The organism is Corynebacterium massiliense DSM 45435, from assembly GCF_028609805.1.
GTDB lineage: Bacteria > Actinomycetota > Actinomycetes > Mycobacteriales > Mycobacteriaceae > Corynebacterium > Corynebacterium massiliense.
In genome coordinates, this window is record NZ_CP063189.1 from 1810825 (window position 1) to 1827256 (window position 16432).

The 16432-nt window shown below is 61.1% G+C and carries 12 protein-coding genes, 1 tRNA gene and 3 rRNA genes; 4 read left to right on the top strand and 12 right to left on the bottom strand.

The genetic code is table 11. The features are described 5' to 3' along the window. Position 1: 1 nt before the first annotated feature. The 3 genes from nrdI to ykgO all read right to left on the bottom strand — a co-directional run bounded on the left by nrdI (position 2) and on the right by ykgO (position 1287). The gene (nrdI, locus tag CMASS_RS08455; protein WP_022863795.1) at positions 2–442 is read right to left on the bottom strand and encodes a class Ib ribonucleoside-diphosphate reductase assembly flavoprotein NrdI; all 441 of its coding nucleotides are present in this window, start codon (positions 440–442) and stop codon (positions 2–4) included. 27 nt (positions 443–469) lie between these two features. After that, complete coding sequence (nrdH, locus tag CMASS_RS08460; RefSeq protein WP_022863794.1) at positions 470–709, bottom strand: glutaredoxin-like protein NrdH; 240 nt, start codon at positions 707–709, stop codon at positions 470–472. A gap of 455 nt (positions 710–1164) precedes the next feature. Then, a complete protein-coding gene (gene ykgO, locus CMASS_RS08465; protein ID WP_003847162.1) occupies positions 1165–1287 on the bottom strand; it encodes a type B 50S ribosomal protein L36 in 123 nt (40 codons plus the stop codon). A 168-nt stretch (positions 1288–1455) separates the two neighbouring features. Between ykgO and nadE the strand changes: the two genes are divergently transcribed. Next, positions 1456–2286 (top strand): ammonia-dependent NAD(+) synthetase, encoded by an 831-nt coding sequence (gene nadE, locus CMASS_RS08470; protein WP_027018835.1) that lies wholly within the window; start codon positions 1456–1458, stop codon positions 2284–2286. A gap of 23 nt (positions 2287–2309) precedes the next feature. On the opposite strand, the gene CMASS_RS08475 is transcribed toward nadE, so the two are convergent. The 4 genes from CMASS_RS08475 to CMASS_RS08490 all read right to left on the bottom strand — a co-directional run bounded on the left by CMASS_RS08475 (position 2310) and on the right by CMASS_RS08490 (position 4745). Continuing rightward, positions 2310–3056, bottom strand: a complete 747-nt coding sequence (locus CMASS_RS08475; RefSeq protein ID WP_022863792.1) for a fructosamine kinase family protein — start codon at positions 3054–3056, stop codon at positions 2310–2312. Between the two features lie 85 nt (positions 3057–3141). Continuing rightward, a tRNA-Ala gene (locus CMASS_RS08480) sits at positions 3142–3214 on the bottom strand. A gap of 136 nt (positions 3215–3350) precedes the next feature. Next, positions 3351–4226, bottom strand: coding sequence for a DsbA family protein (locus CMASS_RS08485; protein ID WP_022863791.1), 876 nt, complete (start codon positions 4224–4226; stop codon positions 3351–3353). A 69-nt stretch (positions 4227–4295) separates the two neighbouring features. Next, a complete protein-coding gene (locus CMASS_RS08490; protein WP_022863790.1) occupies positions 4296–4745 on the bottom strand; it encodes a DoxX family protein in 450 nt (149 codons plus the stop codon). 137 nt (positions 4746–4882) lie between these two features. On the opposite strand from CMASS_RS08490, the gene CMASS_RS08495 reads away from it, so the two are divergent. The 3 genes from CMASS_RS08495 to CMASS_RS08505 are packed head-to-tail and all read left to right on the top strand — an operon-like array spanning position 4883 to position 7066. Further along, positions 4883–6310, top strand: coding sequence for an alanine/glycine:cation symporter family protein (locus CMASS_RS08495; RefSeq protein ID WP_022863789.1), 1428 nt, complete (start codon positions 4883–4885; stop codon positions 6308–6310). 31 nt (positions 6311–6341) lie between these two features. Then, positions 6342–6689 (top strand): fluoride efflux transporter family protein, encoded by a 348-nt coding sequence (locus tag CMASS_RS08500; RefSeq protein WP_022863788.1) that lies wholly within the window; start codon positions 6342–6344, stop codon positions 6687–6689. After that, a complete protein-coding gene (locus CMASS_RS08505; RefSeq protein WP_022863787.1) occupies positions 6686–7066 on the top strand; it encodes a fluoride efflux transporter FluC in 381 nt (126 codons plus the stop codon). The genes CMASS_RS08500 and CMASS_RS08505 overlap by 4 nt, the downstream gene beginning before the upstream one ends. A gap of 31 nt (positions 7067–7097) precedes the next feature. Here CMASS_RS08505 and CMASS_RS08510 read toward each other — a convergent pair whose 3' ends face one another. From CMASS_RS08510 to CMASS_RS08530, 5 genes are all read right to left on the bottom strand, one after another. Continuing rightward, positions 7098–9716, bottom strand: a complete 2619-nt coding sequence (locus tag CMASS_RS08510) for an ABC transporter permease (protein WP_022863786.1) — start codon at positions 9714–9716, stop codon at positions 7098–7100. Next, on the bottom strand, positions 9716–10459 hold the full coding sequence (locus tag CMASS_RS08515) for an ABC transporter ATP-binding protein (RefSeq protein WP_022863785.1): 744 nt from the start codon (positions 10457–10459) through the stop codon (positions 9716–9718). The genes CMASS_RS08510 and CMASS_RS08515 overlap by 1 nt, the downstream gene beginning before the upstream one ends. 619 nt (positions 10460–11078) lie before the next feature. Beyond that, positions 11079–11196: ribosomal RNA gene (rrf, locus tag CMASS_RS08520) — 5S ribosomal RNA — on the bottom strand. Positions 11197–11334: 138 nt separating this feature from the next. Next, positions 11335–14408 (bottom strand): 23S ribosomal RNA (locus CMASS_RS08525). A gap of 456 nt (positions 14409–14864) precedes the next feature. Further along, positions 14865–16385 (bottom strand): 16S ribosomal RNA (locus tag CMASS_RS08530). Together the 16S, 23S and 5S rRNA genes form the textbook arrangement of a ribosomal RNA operon. Positions 16386–16432: the final 47 nt, after the last annotated feature.

The window sequence follows — 16432 nt, forward strand, 5'->3', positions numbered from 1 at the left end:
CTTACGCTGCGGAATCCAGCGGCCGCAGGCCGAGCTGCTCAGCGTTGTGGATAAGGCCGCCGCGGCAGACATCGACGTCCTCGTCGTTGCCCAGCAGCTCGAAGCGGTAGACGTACGGCACGTGGCATTTCTGGGAGATGACGTCTCCCGCTTTGCCGAAGTCCGGACCGAAGTTGCTGTTTCCTCCCGAGACCACGCACCGGATGAGCCCCCGGTTGTGCTCGTTGTTGAGGAAGCGGATCACCTGCGGCGGCACGGGGCGGCTGTTTTGGTGGTTGATGGACGCCCCTCCCCCGTAGGTCGGGCAGATGAGGCAGTAGGGCTCATCGACAACCAGCGGCTCGTCGTTGCGTCGCAGGGGAATACGCTTGCTGGGAAGGCCCAGCTTGTCCACGAAACGCTTGGTGTTTCCGGTGGCTGAGGAAAAGTACACGACCAGCACGTCGATTCGCCCTTTCTACCCCGCTGGTTACGCGGTCGCCTGCAGGCTGGCCAGCGCCTTGATGCGGTCTGGGCGGAAACCGGACCAGTGTTCGCCGTTGGCCTCTACGACCGGGGCCTGCACGTAGCCAAGCGCCATGACGTAATCGCGGGCCTCATCGTTGGCCGAGATGTCCACGGTGTCGTAGTCCAGCCCTGCTCGGTCGAGGGCCTTCTTGGTGGCGTTGCACTGCACGCAGGCGGGCTTGGTGTAGAGGGTGATAGACATACAGGCTGTTTCCTTACGGCTGCACTAAAACGGTTACGGCTGACATTTTTCTCCAGTCCGAGGCCGCGGATCCTTGCCGTATCCAGGGCCCCGAACCGCGGTAAGTGGGACGCCGTCTCACTCGCCGCGTTTGCTGGAAACGACACTATACTTTGTGCCTGAAACCCGCAAACATCACAACATGTAGTAGTTACAGCCGTGATATTCGCAGGACGGGACCAGCCCGAGCCCCACATGTAGCCACCCGCCCTCACCCCGCGCCGCAGCCGCAAACAACATCGCTGAAATTACCGCCACGTTTCCGCAGGGACGGATGTGAAAACGTGGCCAACCTCACACATCCGCGGGGTCCCCCTTTGCGGCGGCCACCCGGGCGCATGTAGGCATGAAAAATCCCCTCCACCCTCGGGCGAATCGAGGATGGAGGGGACGCTGCTTATGCGGAACTGCCGCGCTTAGCCCTGGCGAGCCTTGAAACGCGGGTCCTTCTTGTTGATCACGAAGACCTTGCCGTGGCGGCGGATAACCTGGGCGCCCGGCTTCTTCTTCAGCGACCGAAGGGACTTACGGACCTTCATCGGGCGCTCCTTTCTCTGCTTGAGGGCAGTATTCTCACTACATCACACGGCGCCGCGATGCGGTCGCGGCTGCCTTCAACCGGCCGTGGCGAACCACCAGCCGGGGACACGACCGCTTACTTTAGTGCACCGTGCGCACACAACCAAACTCGTCGCGCCTCATTTACGATGGCTGCCATGTCTGAGACGGATAGGTCAGTGCGGGAAAACATCGTCAAGCGCCTGGGCGTGCGGGCCCACATCGAACCGGAAGCGGAGGTGGAACGCCGGGTGGCGTTCCTGGCGGATTACCTGCGCACGACCGGCGCCGGCGGGTACGTGCTGGGCATTTCCGGCGGCCAGGATTCCACGCTTGCCGGCCGGCTGGCGCAGCTGGCGTGCGACGAGGTCCCCGGCGCCGAGTTTTATGCGGTGTCCCTGCCCCACGGCGTCCAGGCTGACCTTGACGATGTCCGCGTCGCCCTCAACTTCATCCAGCCCGACCATGAGCTGACCATCAACATCGCGGACTCCACCGCCGCGCTTGCCGATGCCACCGCGAGCGCCCTCGGCACCACCTCCCTAACCGACTTCAATCGCGGCAACTTAAAGGCGCGGCTGCGCATGTGCGCGCAGTACGCGGTCGCCGGAGAGAAGAACCTGCTGGTGGTCGGCTCCGACCACGCGGCGGAGAACGTGACCGCCTTTTTCACCAAATGGGGCGATGGGGCCGCCGACCTCATTCCGCTGGAGGGGCTGACCAAGCGGCAGGGCGCGGCGCTGCTGCGCCACCTCGGCGCACCGGATTCGACGTGGCAGAAAGTCCCCACCGCCGACCTAGAGGACGACCGCCCGCAGCTTGCCGATGAAGAAGCGCTCGGCGTCAGCTACCAGCACATCGACGACTACCTGGAAGGAAACGACGTGCCGCCGGCTGCGCGCGAGCGCATCGAAGAGTTGTGGCGCCGCGGCGAGCACAAGCGCACGATGCCACCGGGGCCGCACAGTGCTTCCAACTAGGCGCGGTGTGGCAGCAGGGCGTTTTATCCCAGGACTTTGAGAGTGTGCCGCGCCGCCCGCGCCAGCGGGGCGTTATACGCCGGACCGTGCGTCATCGCGTGCACCGCGAGCGGGTGCAGCTGGTGCATGGGGATCCAGGTGTCGATGTCTTCCGGGGCGCCATAGCCGGCGAAGATGTCGTCGAGGTACGGCGCGCCAAACAGCGCCAGCATGCCGAGATCGGTGTGCGGGTGTCCGCCGTGGGCGGCGGGGTCGATCATGACGGCGCCTTGCGAGCCGAAGAGCACATTGCCCGCCCACAAATCACCGTGGATGCGGGCCGGCGTGACGTCGAAGTCAGTCGCCGCGATGGCCTCGCAGGCGTCTGCGACCGCGTTGAGCTCAGCCTTCTTCAGCCCCGCCCGCTCCGCGAAGGGCAGCACACGCTGGTGGGCGTAGAACTCACCCCAGTGATCGGTCGGCTCGCACGCCTGCTCGACGGTGCCGATGAAATTCTTCCCCTCCCAACCGGCTGGCGGGGCGCCGAAGGCCTCTGCCCCGGCCTTGTGCATGCGGGCAAGTTCGGCACCGAACGCGCGGGCGGCCTGCGCCGTGGGCTGGGCGGGCTCAACACGCTCGGTGGTGATCGCCTGCTCGGTCGCCTCGACCACGCGCACCACCGCGCCGGTCGCCTCTCGCAGCCACCGCAGGCCGGCCGCTTCCGCCAGGGCCGCTTCCGGGTCGCCCACGCGCTTGGTAAAGGTAGTGGTTTCCGCGTCGTGTGAAGTCATGGGTTCCAGGCTAGGCATCGCCACGCGATGCGGAAACACCACATGCAAAAAGCCGCCTGGATTTTTCATCCAGGCGGCTAACTTGTGGAGCTAACGGGACTCGAACCCGTGACCCCCACACTGCCAGTGTGGTGCGCTACCAGCTGCGCCATAGCCCCTTGGGGTGAACTTCTAATAACCTACATCGCGGTCTAGATTTCACCAAATCGCCTGCTCAAAGCCTAAAAGAGCAGAGGCGGGAAGGCGACCCGCGCAAGGAGTCAGCCTTCCCGCCTTAGAGAGGAAACCGCGAAGTTACTTCGTCGCTTCCTTCACCCAGTCCATGGGGTTTTGGATGTCCATGTCCTTGCCATCGACAAGCACTCGCGGCGAGGACACGTTGCCGGTCTGCTCGTCCAGCTTCTTGGCGTTGTTCTCGGCGACGTCCTGCGCCTCGCTGAGGTTGCCGTCCTTGATTTCGGAGACGGACTCGCCGTCAGCGCCGAAGGCCTTGGCGGCCTCGGCGAAGTCCTTGGCCTCCCAGGAGTAGGCGTCGTCCTGGTTTTCCAGCAGGTACTTGCGCAGGCTCCACCACGCGTCGGTCTCGCCGTTCTTGGCCAGCACGTGCGTGGCCGCCAGCGCGCGGGTGGAGTGGCCGGTGTTGGTGCCGTAGTCCTGGCCGTCGAGGAAGTTGAGGTGGTGGACGTTCACAATGAGGTCGCCCTTATCGATGGCGTCCTTCATCTGGTCATCCGTTGCCTTAGCCAGGTCCGCGCAGTGCGGGCACGAGAAGTCCTCGTACAGGTCGACGGTCTTGGCGTCCTTCGCCGCCTTGTCGGACTTCAGCTCGACGTAGCTGTCGTCCTTTTCGGTAGCGGTGAAGCTGACCTCTTCCTTGTGCTCTGCAATTTTGTCCAGCTGCGCGCCACGGCCGGACCAGACGATGTAGGCGATGACCGCCGCGACGATAAGCAGCAGCGCGAGCAGCGCCCACAGGAACCCGCGGTTGCTCTGCGCGCTCGGGTCACTGACGCTGCGCGCCTTGGCTGCGTCCTTCTTCGGAGCAGTCTTCTTGGCGGTCTCCTTCTTGACCGCACCCTTATCGGAAACCTGATCCGCGGCGCGGCTCACCTTCCGCGCGGAATTTTTCGGCGCGTCGTTCTTCCCTGCGCCAGGATTCGTGTCAGTCACGGGGCACATTCTCCAATCTATTGCCGAGGCGAAATCTGCTACAGACTATCGCGTTCGCGGCGCTGCGAGCTACACGTAAACGGCAAACTTCCGGAATGGGCGCCAGATCGTCCACCCGGTGAGGAACAAGAAGAACGTGTCACGCGCGAGCGTCCAGGCGTAGTCCATCCCCGGCACGTCGCTCGGCTCGGAGCCGAAGCAGCCGCAGTCGATGTCGAGCCCGCGGATCCACGCCTGGGAGATGCCCACCATAAACAACACGAGCACGGCGAAGGCCACCTTGGACGAACCACGCAGGAAAATGCCCAGGATGAGCAGCACGCCGCCGGCCACCTCGAGGGGGCCGATGAGGTGCGCGAGGAAGTCCGACCACTCCGGGGTGAAGATCTGATAGCCCTGGATGTTCTGCGAGACCGTGAGCTGGTGGTTGAGCTTGGACATGCCAGCGCTCAACCACACGTACCCCATCCAGAAGCGTGCAATTGCGCTAATGACGTCGAGAACGCGATTTTTTGTCACACACGGAATCGTACCCCGCGCCCCGCCCGCGACCTAAGCGTTTCCCGCCCGCGCACGAGTGGTAGTAGACACATCTACCAAAACCCATTTGCCCGATTGTGATCGCGAACACGTCCGCCTGCTGTAGTTTATCTCACATGGAAGATATACAACGCGTCCTCGACGCCATCGGCGCAGTGGTATGGGGACCCTTCGTCCTCATGCCGCTCCTTCTCCTCACCGGGCTGTGGCTGACCTACCGCCTCGGTGGCCTCCAGTTCCGCATGCTGGGCCGCGCGCTGCGGCATGCGTTTATCGATGGCAGCGGCGACAGCTCCGACAAGGACGGCGGTGATATCTCCAACTTCCAGGCGCTTACGACTGCGCTCGCCGCCACCGTCGGCGTGGGCAATATCGTCGGTGTGGCCACCGCGATCTCGCTCGGCGGCCCCGGCTCGCTCTTCTGGATTTGGGTCACCGGCCTGGTGGGCATGGCCTCCAAGTACTCCGAGGCGTACCTCGGCATCCGCTTCCGCACCACCGACGCGCACGGCGACCAGGCCGGCGGCCCGCAGTACTACCTGCGTCGCGGCATCAAAGGCCCGCTGGGCAAGGTCCTCGGCGTTTCGTTTGCGGTGTTCGCGGTCGTGGCGTCCTTCGGCATCGGCAATCTCACGCAGGCCAACGCCGTGGCAACCAACATGGAAGAGACCTTCGGCATCGCCCCGATCGCCACCGGCGCCCTGCTGTTCATCCTCGTCGGCGCGGTGTTGCTCGGCGGCATCCAGGCGATCGGCAAGATCACCGCTGCGTTCGTGCCGCTGATGATCTTGCTCTACGTGGGCGGCGGCATCGCCGTCTTGTGCGCCAACCTCGCGAACATCCCGGGCGCGCTGGCGACGATTTTTACCGACGCTTTCACCGGCACCGCCGCGACCGGTGGTTTCGTGGGCTCCGGCATCATCCTCGCCGTCCAGCTGGGTGTGGCCCGCGGTATTTTCTCCAACGAGTCCGGCATGGGTTCTGCGGCCATCGCGGCGGCTGCGGCCAAGACTCCGCACCCTGCCCGCCAGGGCTTGGTGTCGATGACCCAAACCTTCATCGACACCATCGTCGTGGTGAGCATCACGGGCCTAGTCATCATCGTCACGGGCGTGTGGGACCAGGGCGAGGACCGCGCCGGCACCATGACTGCCGATGCCTTCTCCACCGGCCTCCCCGGCGAATGGGGCGGCGTGGTCGTCTCCCTGTCGATAATCTTCTTCGCCTTTTCCACCATCGTCGGCTGGAGCTACTACGGCGAGCGCGCTCTGGAGTCGCTAGTCGGCCCGCGCGGAACGCTGCCCTACCGAATGGTGTTCATCGTCGCACTGTTCATCGGCTCGGCCACTGAGCTCGGCGTGGTCTGGTCCTTCTCCGACTTGGCCAACGGTCTCATGGCCATCCCGAACCTCATCGGCCTCATCATCCTGTCCGGCCTGGTCGCCCGCGAGACCAAGGCCTACCTGAAGTTCGATCCGAAACTTACCCAGCCTGCAGAGGACGTCCGCCGCTTCGTCCAGCAGCAAAAGATGGACTGGAGTTAGCATCCGCGTGGCGATGCCTACCATGTAGACCATGCGCACTAGCTTTCTCGTCGGCGCCGGCGCTGCTGTGGGCGCGCTGGCCCGCTTCGCCTTAACTGCCGCCCTGGGCGGCGGCGCGATGCTGCTACTTTTCATCAACGTCGCAGGCAGCGTGGCGATGGGCGCTTTTCGCCCCGGCCCATTCTGGGGCAAGGGCGTTCTGGGCGGTTTCACCAGCTTCGCCACCTTCGCCCTGTACACCGGCGAGTTTTCCGCAGCCGGCGCGGCGGCGTACGTCGCGGCGACCGTCGTGGGTTGCGTGGGCGGATGGCTTATTGGCGCGCAGCGTGGCGGGGCTCAGCCGAGCAACGCGCGAGGTATCGAGGGAGGCCGCCAGTGACTGTTGTCTACTCGGCCATCGCGGTTGCCGTCGGAGCCTTTGCTGGCGGCATGGTGCGCTATGGGTTATCGAAGGTTATCGACAATCACTGGGGCACCTTCGCGGCCAATATTCTCGGCGCGTTCTGCATCGGGATTGCGACCCGACTTCTTTCCCTGTCGGCGCCGGCGCACCAGGATCTGCTCTACGCGCTGTGTGCCACGGGCTTTGCCGGCGGCTTGTCCACGTGGTCCACGCTGGCCAAAGAGTTAGGTGAAATGATCCGCGCCCGCCGCTGGCGCGAACTTATGTGGTACGCGCTGGCCACACTCGCCATCGGCATCATTGCCGCGTGGCGCGGCGCGGTGTGGGCCGAGCGCATCGTTTACGGGCTGTAACAGCACCCCGCGGGACCCTGCCCGCAGCGGCTTAATCCTGGATAGCGTCCAGCGGCGGGGTCTTTGCCGCGCGGCCGGACGGCCACACCGCGGCGACAATGCCGACGATGCCCGACCCGACGAGCATGACCGCCAGAAGCGTCCACGGGATCTGCATCGAGTCCAGCCCCTCGGAGCTGAGCACGCGGATAAATGCCCACCCCAGCGCGAGGCCGAGCAAGATGCCCATAATCGCGCCGAAGACCGCCACCTGGATCGCCTCCAGGGTGATCATCGTGCGGATCTGGCGGCGCTGCGTGCCCACCGCGCGAAGCATGCCAATCTCCTGCCGGCGCTCGATAACACCCAGCGTGAGCGTGTTGATGATGCCCAGGACAGCCACGATCACCGCAAGCGCCAACAGGGCGTAGAGGATGTTGAGCATCATGTCGATGCTCGAGGCGGCGTCGCTGGCGAACTCATCGGCGGAGATGACCTGCACGACGACCAAGTCCTTGACCGCCTTTTCCAGGTTGGCGCGCAGATCGTCGTCGCTGACGCCTTCCTTACCGGTCACGCCGACCATCGTTAAGTTGATGGCCTTATCGGGCACCACATCTTTTACCACGTCCTTGGAGACGACGAGGTTCTGGATGACGTTGTTGTCTTCGAAAACACCGGTGAGCTTGACGGTCTTCTCCTCGCCGCCAGGCTGACCGCCGCCAGGCTGTGCACCATCCGGCTGCGCGCCGCCAGGCTGCGCGCCCGCCATCTGCATCGCCGACTCGAGCGGGTAGCTCTCGCCAACCTTCCAGCCGTGTTCGTCGGCGACCTTCTTCGACGCGAGGAAGCCTCCCTCCCCCTTCAGGTCGGCGGAGCCATCGACCATATCGAGCTCTACCAACGCGTCTGGGTTGTCGTCCATGACCATGGAGGCCATGCCGTACGAGCCGGCGCCATCGACAGTCACGGGCGCGGTGGAGACCGCGAGCACCTTGTCCACGCCCTCGGCCTCCCGGGCCTTCTCCGCGGTGTCCGCCGGGGTCGGGAAGTTACCGCTGCGCGGCCCGGTCAAAATGAAGTCCGCGGCGACGTTACGGTCCATCGTGTCCTGCACCGAGGACTTCATCGTGGCGCCGAGCATACCGATGGTCGTCACCAGCGTGATACCCAGCGTCAGCGCGAAGGCCGTCGCCGCGGTGCGGCGCGGGTTGCGGCGCGAGTTGGTCGCCGCCAGGCGCCCGACGGCGCCGAACGGGGCACCCACCGCACGGCCCAATGCCGGGACGACGGGGATGGTAAACGCCGGGCCGGCGAGGAAATAGCCGACGATGATGAGCAGCGCGCCCACGCCGATGCAGATGGCGCGGTTGGTCGTGGAGGCATCGTCAAGCAAAGCCCCCGCGAGGCCAATGCCCACGCCGAGCACCAAAAGGATGACGCCGGCGATGGTCCGGCCCTTCAGCGACGTGGCCGACGCGGTCTCGGTGCTGCGCATGGCCTCGACGGGCTCCACGGCACCGGCACGCAGAGACGGCGCCAGCGCCGACACCACCGTTACGACGGTGCCCAGCAAGACCGGCACCAACACCGCAGTTGGGCTCAGGCCGAGGCCGTTATCCATGGGCATGCCTTGGCCGCGCATGATGGCCTTGATGGCCGCGACCAGCCCCACGCCGGCGAGGACACCGACCAGGGAGCCGATGATGCCGACGATGATGGACTCGCCGATCACTGAACGGATGATCTGGTTACGCGACGCACCGAGCGCGCGCAGCAGCGCGAACTCCTTGGTGCGCTGGGCGACGATCATCGAGAAAGTGTTGGCGATGATAAACGTGCCCACCAGCAGGGCGATGAGGCCGAACGCGACGAAGAAGTAATTGACGAACTTCAGCGCACTGGTGATCGTCTCCGACATGTCGTCGGCGATTTTCTCGCCCGTTTCCGCCTTGACGTCGTACGTGTCATTGAGGTGGTCGACCAGCGCCTGCGGGTCCTCCCCCTCGGCGGCGGCGACGGCAAGCGATTCGGTCATCCCGTCCGGGTGGTACCGCTCGAGGTACTTGTCCGGATCCATGCCCAGGCGGATGGTCCCGGGGGCCTCCGCCTGGTCCAGCGCCGACTTGAACGTGCCGGTCACCGTCGCGGTCTCGCGGGAATCCGGGTGGACCACGAGCACCTTGTCGCCGATGTGGATGTCGAATTTTTCGGCCGCGTCCTCGTTGAGGACTACTTGGTTCGCCTCGTGTGGGGCTTCGCCGTCGGTGATTTCGTCCGGCTCGCCTACCTTCTGATCTCCCTGGTAGAAGGGCGAGATGGACGCGCTGCCGCCCTGGGTCTGGTAGGCTTCCGCGTCCTCGTTGGCCAGGACGACGGTCTGCTGCGAGTTGACGTTGACGCCGCCGACCTTGTCGTCGTTCTCGATGGCCTCGCGCGTCTCCTTGGACACGCCCGGCTGTCCCTCCGCCGGCGAGACGGCGGCGTCCACGCCCGAGAAGGCGTTGGTCACTGCCGAATCGAAGGTGTTGGACAGCGAGTTGGTGAACATGAAGGAGCCCGCGATGAACGCGGTGCCCAGCACCACGGCCAGCAGGGTGAGGGCCAGGCGCGTTTTGTGTGCCAACACGTTGCGCATTGACACCTTGCGCATGGTGTTAGAACGTGCCATTACTGTTCAATCTCCGCCATCACGTCGTGGATTCGTTCCATGGTCGGCTGCCGCATCTCATGGACTAAGCGGCCGTCGGCGAGGAAGACGACCCGGTCCGCGAAGCTTGCGGCCTTCGCATCATGCGTGACGATGACCACCGTCTGGTTATCCTGATCCACCGCAGTGCGGAGAATCTGCAGGACTTCGTGGGACGAATTGGAGTCCAGGTTGCCGGTCGGCTCGTCGCCGAAGATGATTTCCGGGCGGGACACAAGCGCGCGGGCACATGCCACGCGCTGCTGCTGGCCGCCGGAAAGCTCCGCGGGGCGATGGCTCAGGCGCTCGGTCAGGCCGAGGCGGGTCGTGACCTCGTCGAACCAGCCCTGGTCCACCTTCTTGCCCGCGATGTCGCTGGGAAGAGTGATGTTCTCGGCGGCAGTCAGGGTCGGTACCAGGTTGAACGACTGGAAGATGAAGCCGAGACGGTCGCGCCGCAGGTTGGTGATGTCGCGGTCGGACAGGCGCGACATATCCGTATTGCCGATGAACGCGGATCCCGAGGTCGCACTATCGAGACCGGCCATGCAGTGCATCAGAGTCGACTTACCGGAACCTGATGGGCCCATGATGGCGGTGAACTCGTTACGGGCGAACTCGATGGAGATGTGGTCCAGGGCGACCACACGGGTGCTCCCCTCCCCGTACTGCTTGTACAGCTCAACGGCGCGCGCGGCGGCGACCGGAGCGGACGGATTCGTCATTCGTTCCCTTCCGTAATCTAAAGCGTCATTTTTCCCGCGGTGGGTGTTGAATTTCACGCGGGATAGCTACGGAGTACAGGGTACGGCAGGCGGGTAAAGGAGGTGCCAGCGGGACGGGTGTTGCCCGGCGTTCCGCACCCATGGCGGTTCGGTTGCTACTGCTTTTGTGACACCCGCTGCCTGTTTTTGGATCGTTAGGGTGTCCACCCCGTGTTGTGGGGGTGGTTGGGATCCATTTTCAGGCACCGAGGCGTACCCCGCGGTTGAAGGGCGGCGCCTGGGTAGGTTGCTGGTCTCCCCACATTGGGCAGTAACGACCCGGGTGCACGTTGTGTGTCCTCAAGGGCCGGTTATCCGCCTGGTTTGGGTGCTTGTGTACTCGTTTCGTGCACCCCACCCGGAACCGGCACACAACACAAGAAAGCTATGCGGGGGTGGATTGTGTGTTCCCACCCGTATTGGACGTATACGCACCGTCAGTAGAGTTTTGCAGCGGCCATACAGTGTCCCGTTCAGGGGTTGAATACATAGAAAAAGAAGGGGGAGAAACACGAACCAGCCGTGTGGTTGGTTGGTGTTTCTCCCCCTCCGGGTTGTATTGAGTTGTTGTGTTGTGTGGTGTCGGCGGTTACTTACTCTCCCACACCCTGGCGGGTGCAGTACCATCAGCGTGGGCAGGCTTAGCTTCCGGGTTCGGAATGGGTACCGGGCGTTGCCCTGCCACTATCACCACCGACAAACCTATAAGGGCTTGTCCATGTCATTATTTTGTTTGTGTGCACACCTTTGGGTGGTGTGTCAGATACTGCATAGTGGACGCGAAACCAAAATGGTGTGATTGTGACCCGACTGTGTTGTGTGGGTCTTTTTTGTTTTAGTTGTGTTTGTTCGGCGGATTAGTACCAGTCACCTTCACGTGTTACCACGCGTCCAGATCTGGCCTATCAACCCCATAGTCTATAGGGCGCCTCAAGTATGAAACCTCATCTTAGAACAGGCTTCCCGCTTAGATGCTTTCAGCGGTTATCCTTCCCGTACGTAGCCAACCAGCCATACCCCTGGCGGGATAACTGGCACACTAGAGGTACGTCCGTCCCGGTCCTCTCGTACTAGGGACAGATTTCTTCAAGTTTCCACGCGCGCGGCGGATAGAGACCGAACTGTCTCACGACGTTCTGAACCCAGCTCGCGTGCCGCTTTAATGGGCGAACAGCCCAACCCTTGGGACCTACTCCAGCCCCAGGATGCGACGAGCCGACATCGAGGTGCCAAACCATCCCGTCGATATGAACTCTTGGGGAAGATCAGCCTGTTATCCCCGGGGTACCTTTTATCCGATGAGCGACACCACATCCACAAGTAGGTGCCGGATCACTAGTCCCGACTTTCGTCCCTGCTCGACATGTCTGTCTCACAGTCAAGCTCCCTTGTGCACTTACACTCAACACCTGATTGCCAACCAGGCTGAGGGAACCTTTGGGCGCCTCCGTTACCATTTAGGAGGCAACCGCCCCAGTTAAACTACCCACCAGGCACTGTCCCCAACCCAGATCATGGGCCAAGGTTAGACAGCCAATCCGGCCAGAGTGGTATTTCACCAACGACTCCACCACCACTAGCGTGATAGCTTCATAGTCTCCCACCTATCCTACACAAACCGAACCGACTGGCAATACCAAGCTATAGTGAAGGTCCCGGGGTCTTTTCGTCCTGCCGCGCGTAACGAGCATCTTCACTCGTAATGCAATTTCACCGGGCCTGTGGTTGAGACAGCAGAGGTCTCGTTACGCCATTCGTGCAGGTCGGAACTTACCCGACAAGGAATTTCGCTACCTTAGGATGGTTATAGTTACCACCGCCGTTTACTGGGGCTTAAATTCTCCGCTTCGACCCACAAGGGTCTAACAGGTCCTCGTAACCTTCCAGCACCGGGCAGGCGTCAGTCCATATACATCAACTTACCGTCTTCGCATAGACCTGTGTTTTTGATAAACAGTCGGACCCCTCTATTCTCTGCGACCCACCACCAGGTGGGCCCCCCATCTCCCGAAGTTACGGGGGCATTTTGCCGAATTCCTTAACCACAGTTCACCCGAACGCCTTAGTATGCTCAACCTGACTACCTGTGTCGGTTTCGGGTACGGGCCATAAACACACATCGCTAGAGGCTTTTCTCGACACCACAAGCACACCACATTCAACCCAAAAAAGGGTCTATGCATCACGCCTCACGCATAACACAGACCGGATTTGCCTAGCCTGCACGCTCGATGCGCTTACACCAACAATCCACTAAGCGGCGTGGCTGCCCTGATGCGTCACCCCATCACGTGGACCACAGATAAGGCCCCACCGCACACACACCAACAACCACACCCCGAAAGGTGCAGCGAAAGTCAGTATGTGTTTGGTGGTTAGTATCACTGCTTTACCAGGGGCGCGTGTTTACGGGTACCAGAATATCAACTGGTTATCCATCGACTACGCCTGTCGGCCTCGCCTTAGGTCCCGACTCACCCTGGGAAGACGAACTTGACCCAGGAACCCTTAGTCATCCGGCGGTAAGGATTCTCACCTTACAATTCGTTACTCATGCCTGCATTCTCACTCGCACACATTCCACCACTCCTTACAGTATGGCTTCACCACATGCACGACGCTCCCCTACCCAAACAACAAAAAGTTGCTTGCCGCGGCTTCGGCGGTGTGCTTGAGCCCCACTACATTATCGGCGCAGAACCACTCGACCAGTGAGCTATTACGCACTCTTTCAAGGATGGCTGCTTCTAAGCCAACCTCCTGGCTGTCTTCGCGATCCCACATCCTTTCCCACTTAGCACACCCTTAGGGGCCTTAACCGGCGATCTGGGCTGTATCCCTCGCGACCATGGAGCTTATCCCCCACAGACTCACTGCCGCACCAACACTTATGGCATTCGGAGTTTGGCTGATGTTGCTAAGATGATAGTCCCGCTCAACCAACCAGTAGCTCTACCTCCACAAGGCCTAACGTGCGACGCTGCACCTAAATGCATTTCGGGGAGAACCAGCTATCACGGAGTTTGATTAGCCTTTCACCCCTACCCACAACTCATCCCCGCAGTTTTCAACCTACGTGGGTTCGCGCCTCCACAACCTCTTACAATTGCTTCACACTGGCCATGGGTAGATCACCCCGCTTCGGGTCTTGGACACACCACTAAAAACACCCCATTAGGATTCGGTTTCCCTACGGCTACCCCACACACGGGTTAACCTCGCGACATGCCGCAAACTCGCAGGCTCATTCTTCAAAAGGCACGCCATCACACACACAAAGGTGCTCTGACGGATTGTCAGCACACAGTTTCAGGAACTATTTCACTCCCCTCCCGGGGTACTTTTCACCATTCCCTCACGGTACTATCCACTATCGGTCACACTGAGTATTTCGGCTTACCGGGTGGTCCCGGCAGATTCACAACAGATTCCACGAGCCCGTTGCTACTCGGGAAAAGACACAACACAACCACACACAGCCTTCAGCTACAGGACTCTCACCTGCTCCGGTCGACCATCCCAGGCCAGTTCACCTAACTGTCGCAGCCATGCTCCAGGCTGGCAGACCCAGACACATCAATCCCAACAACACCGCATGCGCAACCACTGCCACGTATCACACACACACGGTTTAGCCACATCCACGTTCGCTCGCCGCTACTAGCAGAATCATAAAATATTATTTCCTTCTCCTACGGGTACTGAGATGTTTCACTTCCCCGCGTAACCCCCACACCCGCTATACATTCACGAGCTGGTACCACCCAATAACAGGCAGTAGGTTTCCCCATTCGGACACCCTCGGATCAACGCTCCTTTGACAACTCCCCGAGGCCTATCGCGGCCTAGCACGTCCTTCATCGGCTCAGCATGCCAAGGCATCCACCATGCGCCTCAACGACAACACACCAAGATGACCCAACAACACACAAAAAATAATCACATCACACACACAAACAACACACCCACACACAACCAGCCACACACACGTATGACCAGTCACATGCAGCATGTTGCACGTATTCAGATGCTCGCGTCCACTATACAGTTCTCACACACCACCCCACCCCAGAAGCAACCACCACACACAAACAACGTGGCGGCACCACCAGAATGGGCACACAATAAAGGGACATGATGCCCCAGACACCCAACAATGCACCAACATTTGCCAAAAGAAAAAAATTAACCGTGTCCTCATTACCAACCACAGCCCATTGGCCTGACCAGGCTGGCCACGCACCCACAACCACACACTCATTCACGGCGTGATGCAGGCGTCCACAAAAGGTGGCGGAACCACAACCGGATCCACAAACCACCAACACAGCCTGCAACTGCAGACCACAAAAATAAAGCTCCTTAGAAAGGAGGTGATCCAGCCGCACCTTCCGGTACGGCTACCTTGTTACGACTTCGTCCCAATCGCCGATCCCACCTTCGACGGCTCCCTAACAAGTTTGGGCCACCGGCTTCGGGTGTTACCAACTTTCATGACGTGACGGGCGGTGTGTACAAGGCCCGGGAACGTATTCACCGCAGCATTGCTGATCTGCGATTACTAGCGACTCCGACTTCATGGGGTCGAGTTGCAGACCCCAATCCGAACTACGACCGGCTTTCAAGCGATTAGCTCCACCTCACAGTATCGCCACGCGTTGTACCGACCATTGTAGCATGTGTGAAGCCCTGGACATAAGGGGCATGATGATTTGACGTCATCCCCACCTTCCTCCGAGTTAACCCCGGCAGTCTCTCATGAGTCCCCAACCAAATGCTGGCAACATAAGACAAGGGTTGCGCTCGTTGCGGGACTTAACCCAACATCTCACGACACGAGCTGACGACAACCATGCACCACCTGTACACCAACCACAAAGGGAAAACGTATCTCTACGCCTGTCTGGTGCATGTCAAGCCCAGGTAAGGTTCTTCGCGTTGCATCGAATTAATCCACATGCTCCGCCGCTTGTGCGGGCCCCCGTCAATTCCTTTGAGTTTTAGCCTTGCGGCCGTACTCCCCAGGCGGGGCGCTTAACACGTTAGCTACGGCACGAAACCCGTGGAAGGGCCTCACACCTAGCGCCCACCGTTTACGGCATGGACTACCAGGGTATCTAATCCTGTTCGCTACCCATGCTTTCGCTCCTCAGCGTCAGTAACTGCCCAGTAACCTGCCTTCGCCATCGGCGTTCTGCCTGATATCTGCGCATTTCACCGCTACACCAGGCATTCCAGCTACCCCTACAGCACTCAAGCATGCCCGTATCGCCTGCACGCCCGGAGTTAAGCCCCGGAATTTCACAGACGACGCGACACACCACCTACGAGCCCTTTACGCCCAGTAATTCCGGACAACGCTCGCACCCTACGTATTACCGCGGCTGCTGGCACGTAGTTAGCCGGTGCTTCTTCTCCAGGTACCGTCACAAAAAGCTTCGTCCCTAGCGAAAGGAGTTTACAACCCGAAGGCCTTCATCCCCCACGCGGCGTCGCTGCATCAGGGTTTCCCCCATTGTGCAATATTCCCCACTGCTGCCTCCCGTAGGAGTCTGGGCCGTATCTCAGTCCCAATGTGACCGTCCACCCTCTCAGGCCGGCTACCCGTCGCCGTCTTGGTAGGCCATTACCCCACCAACAAACTGATAGGCCGCGAGCTCATCCCACACCAGAAAAAACCTTTCCACCACACACACCAAAGTGCGGTCCTATCCGGTATTAGACCCAGTTTCCCAGGCTTATCCCGAAGTGCAGGGCAGATCACCCACGTGTTACTCACCCGTTCGCCACTCGAGTACTCCAGCAAGCTGGAGCCTTTCCGTTCGACTTGCATGTGTTAAGCACGCCGCCAGCGTTCGTCCTGAGCCAGGATCAAACTCTCCACAAAAAATTGTGAGACATCAAAGCCCAAAAGAGCCTGACACCCAGCAAAAA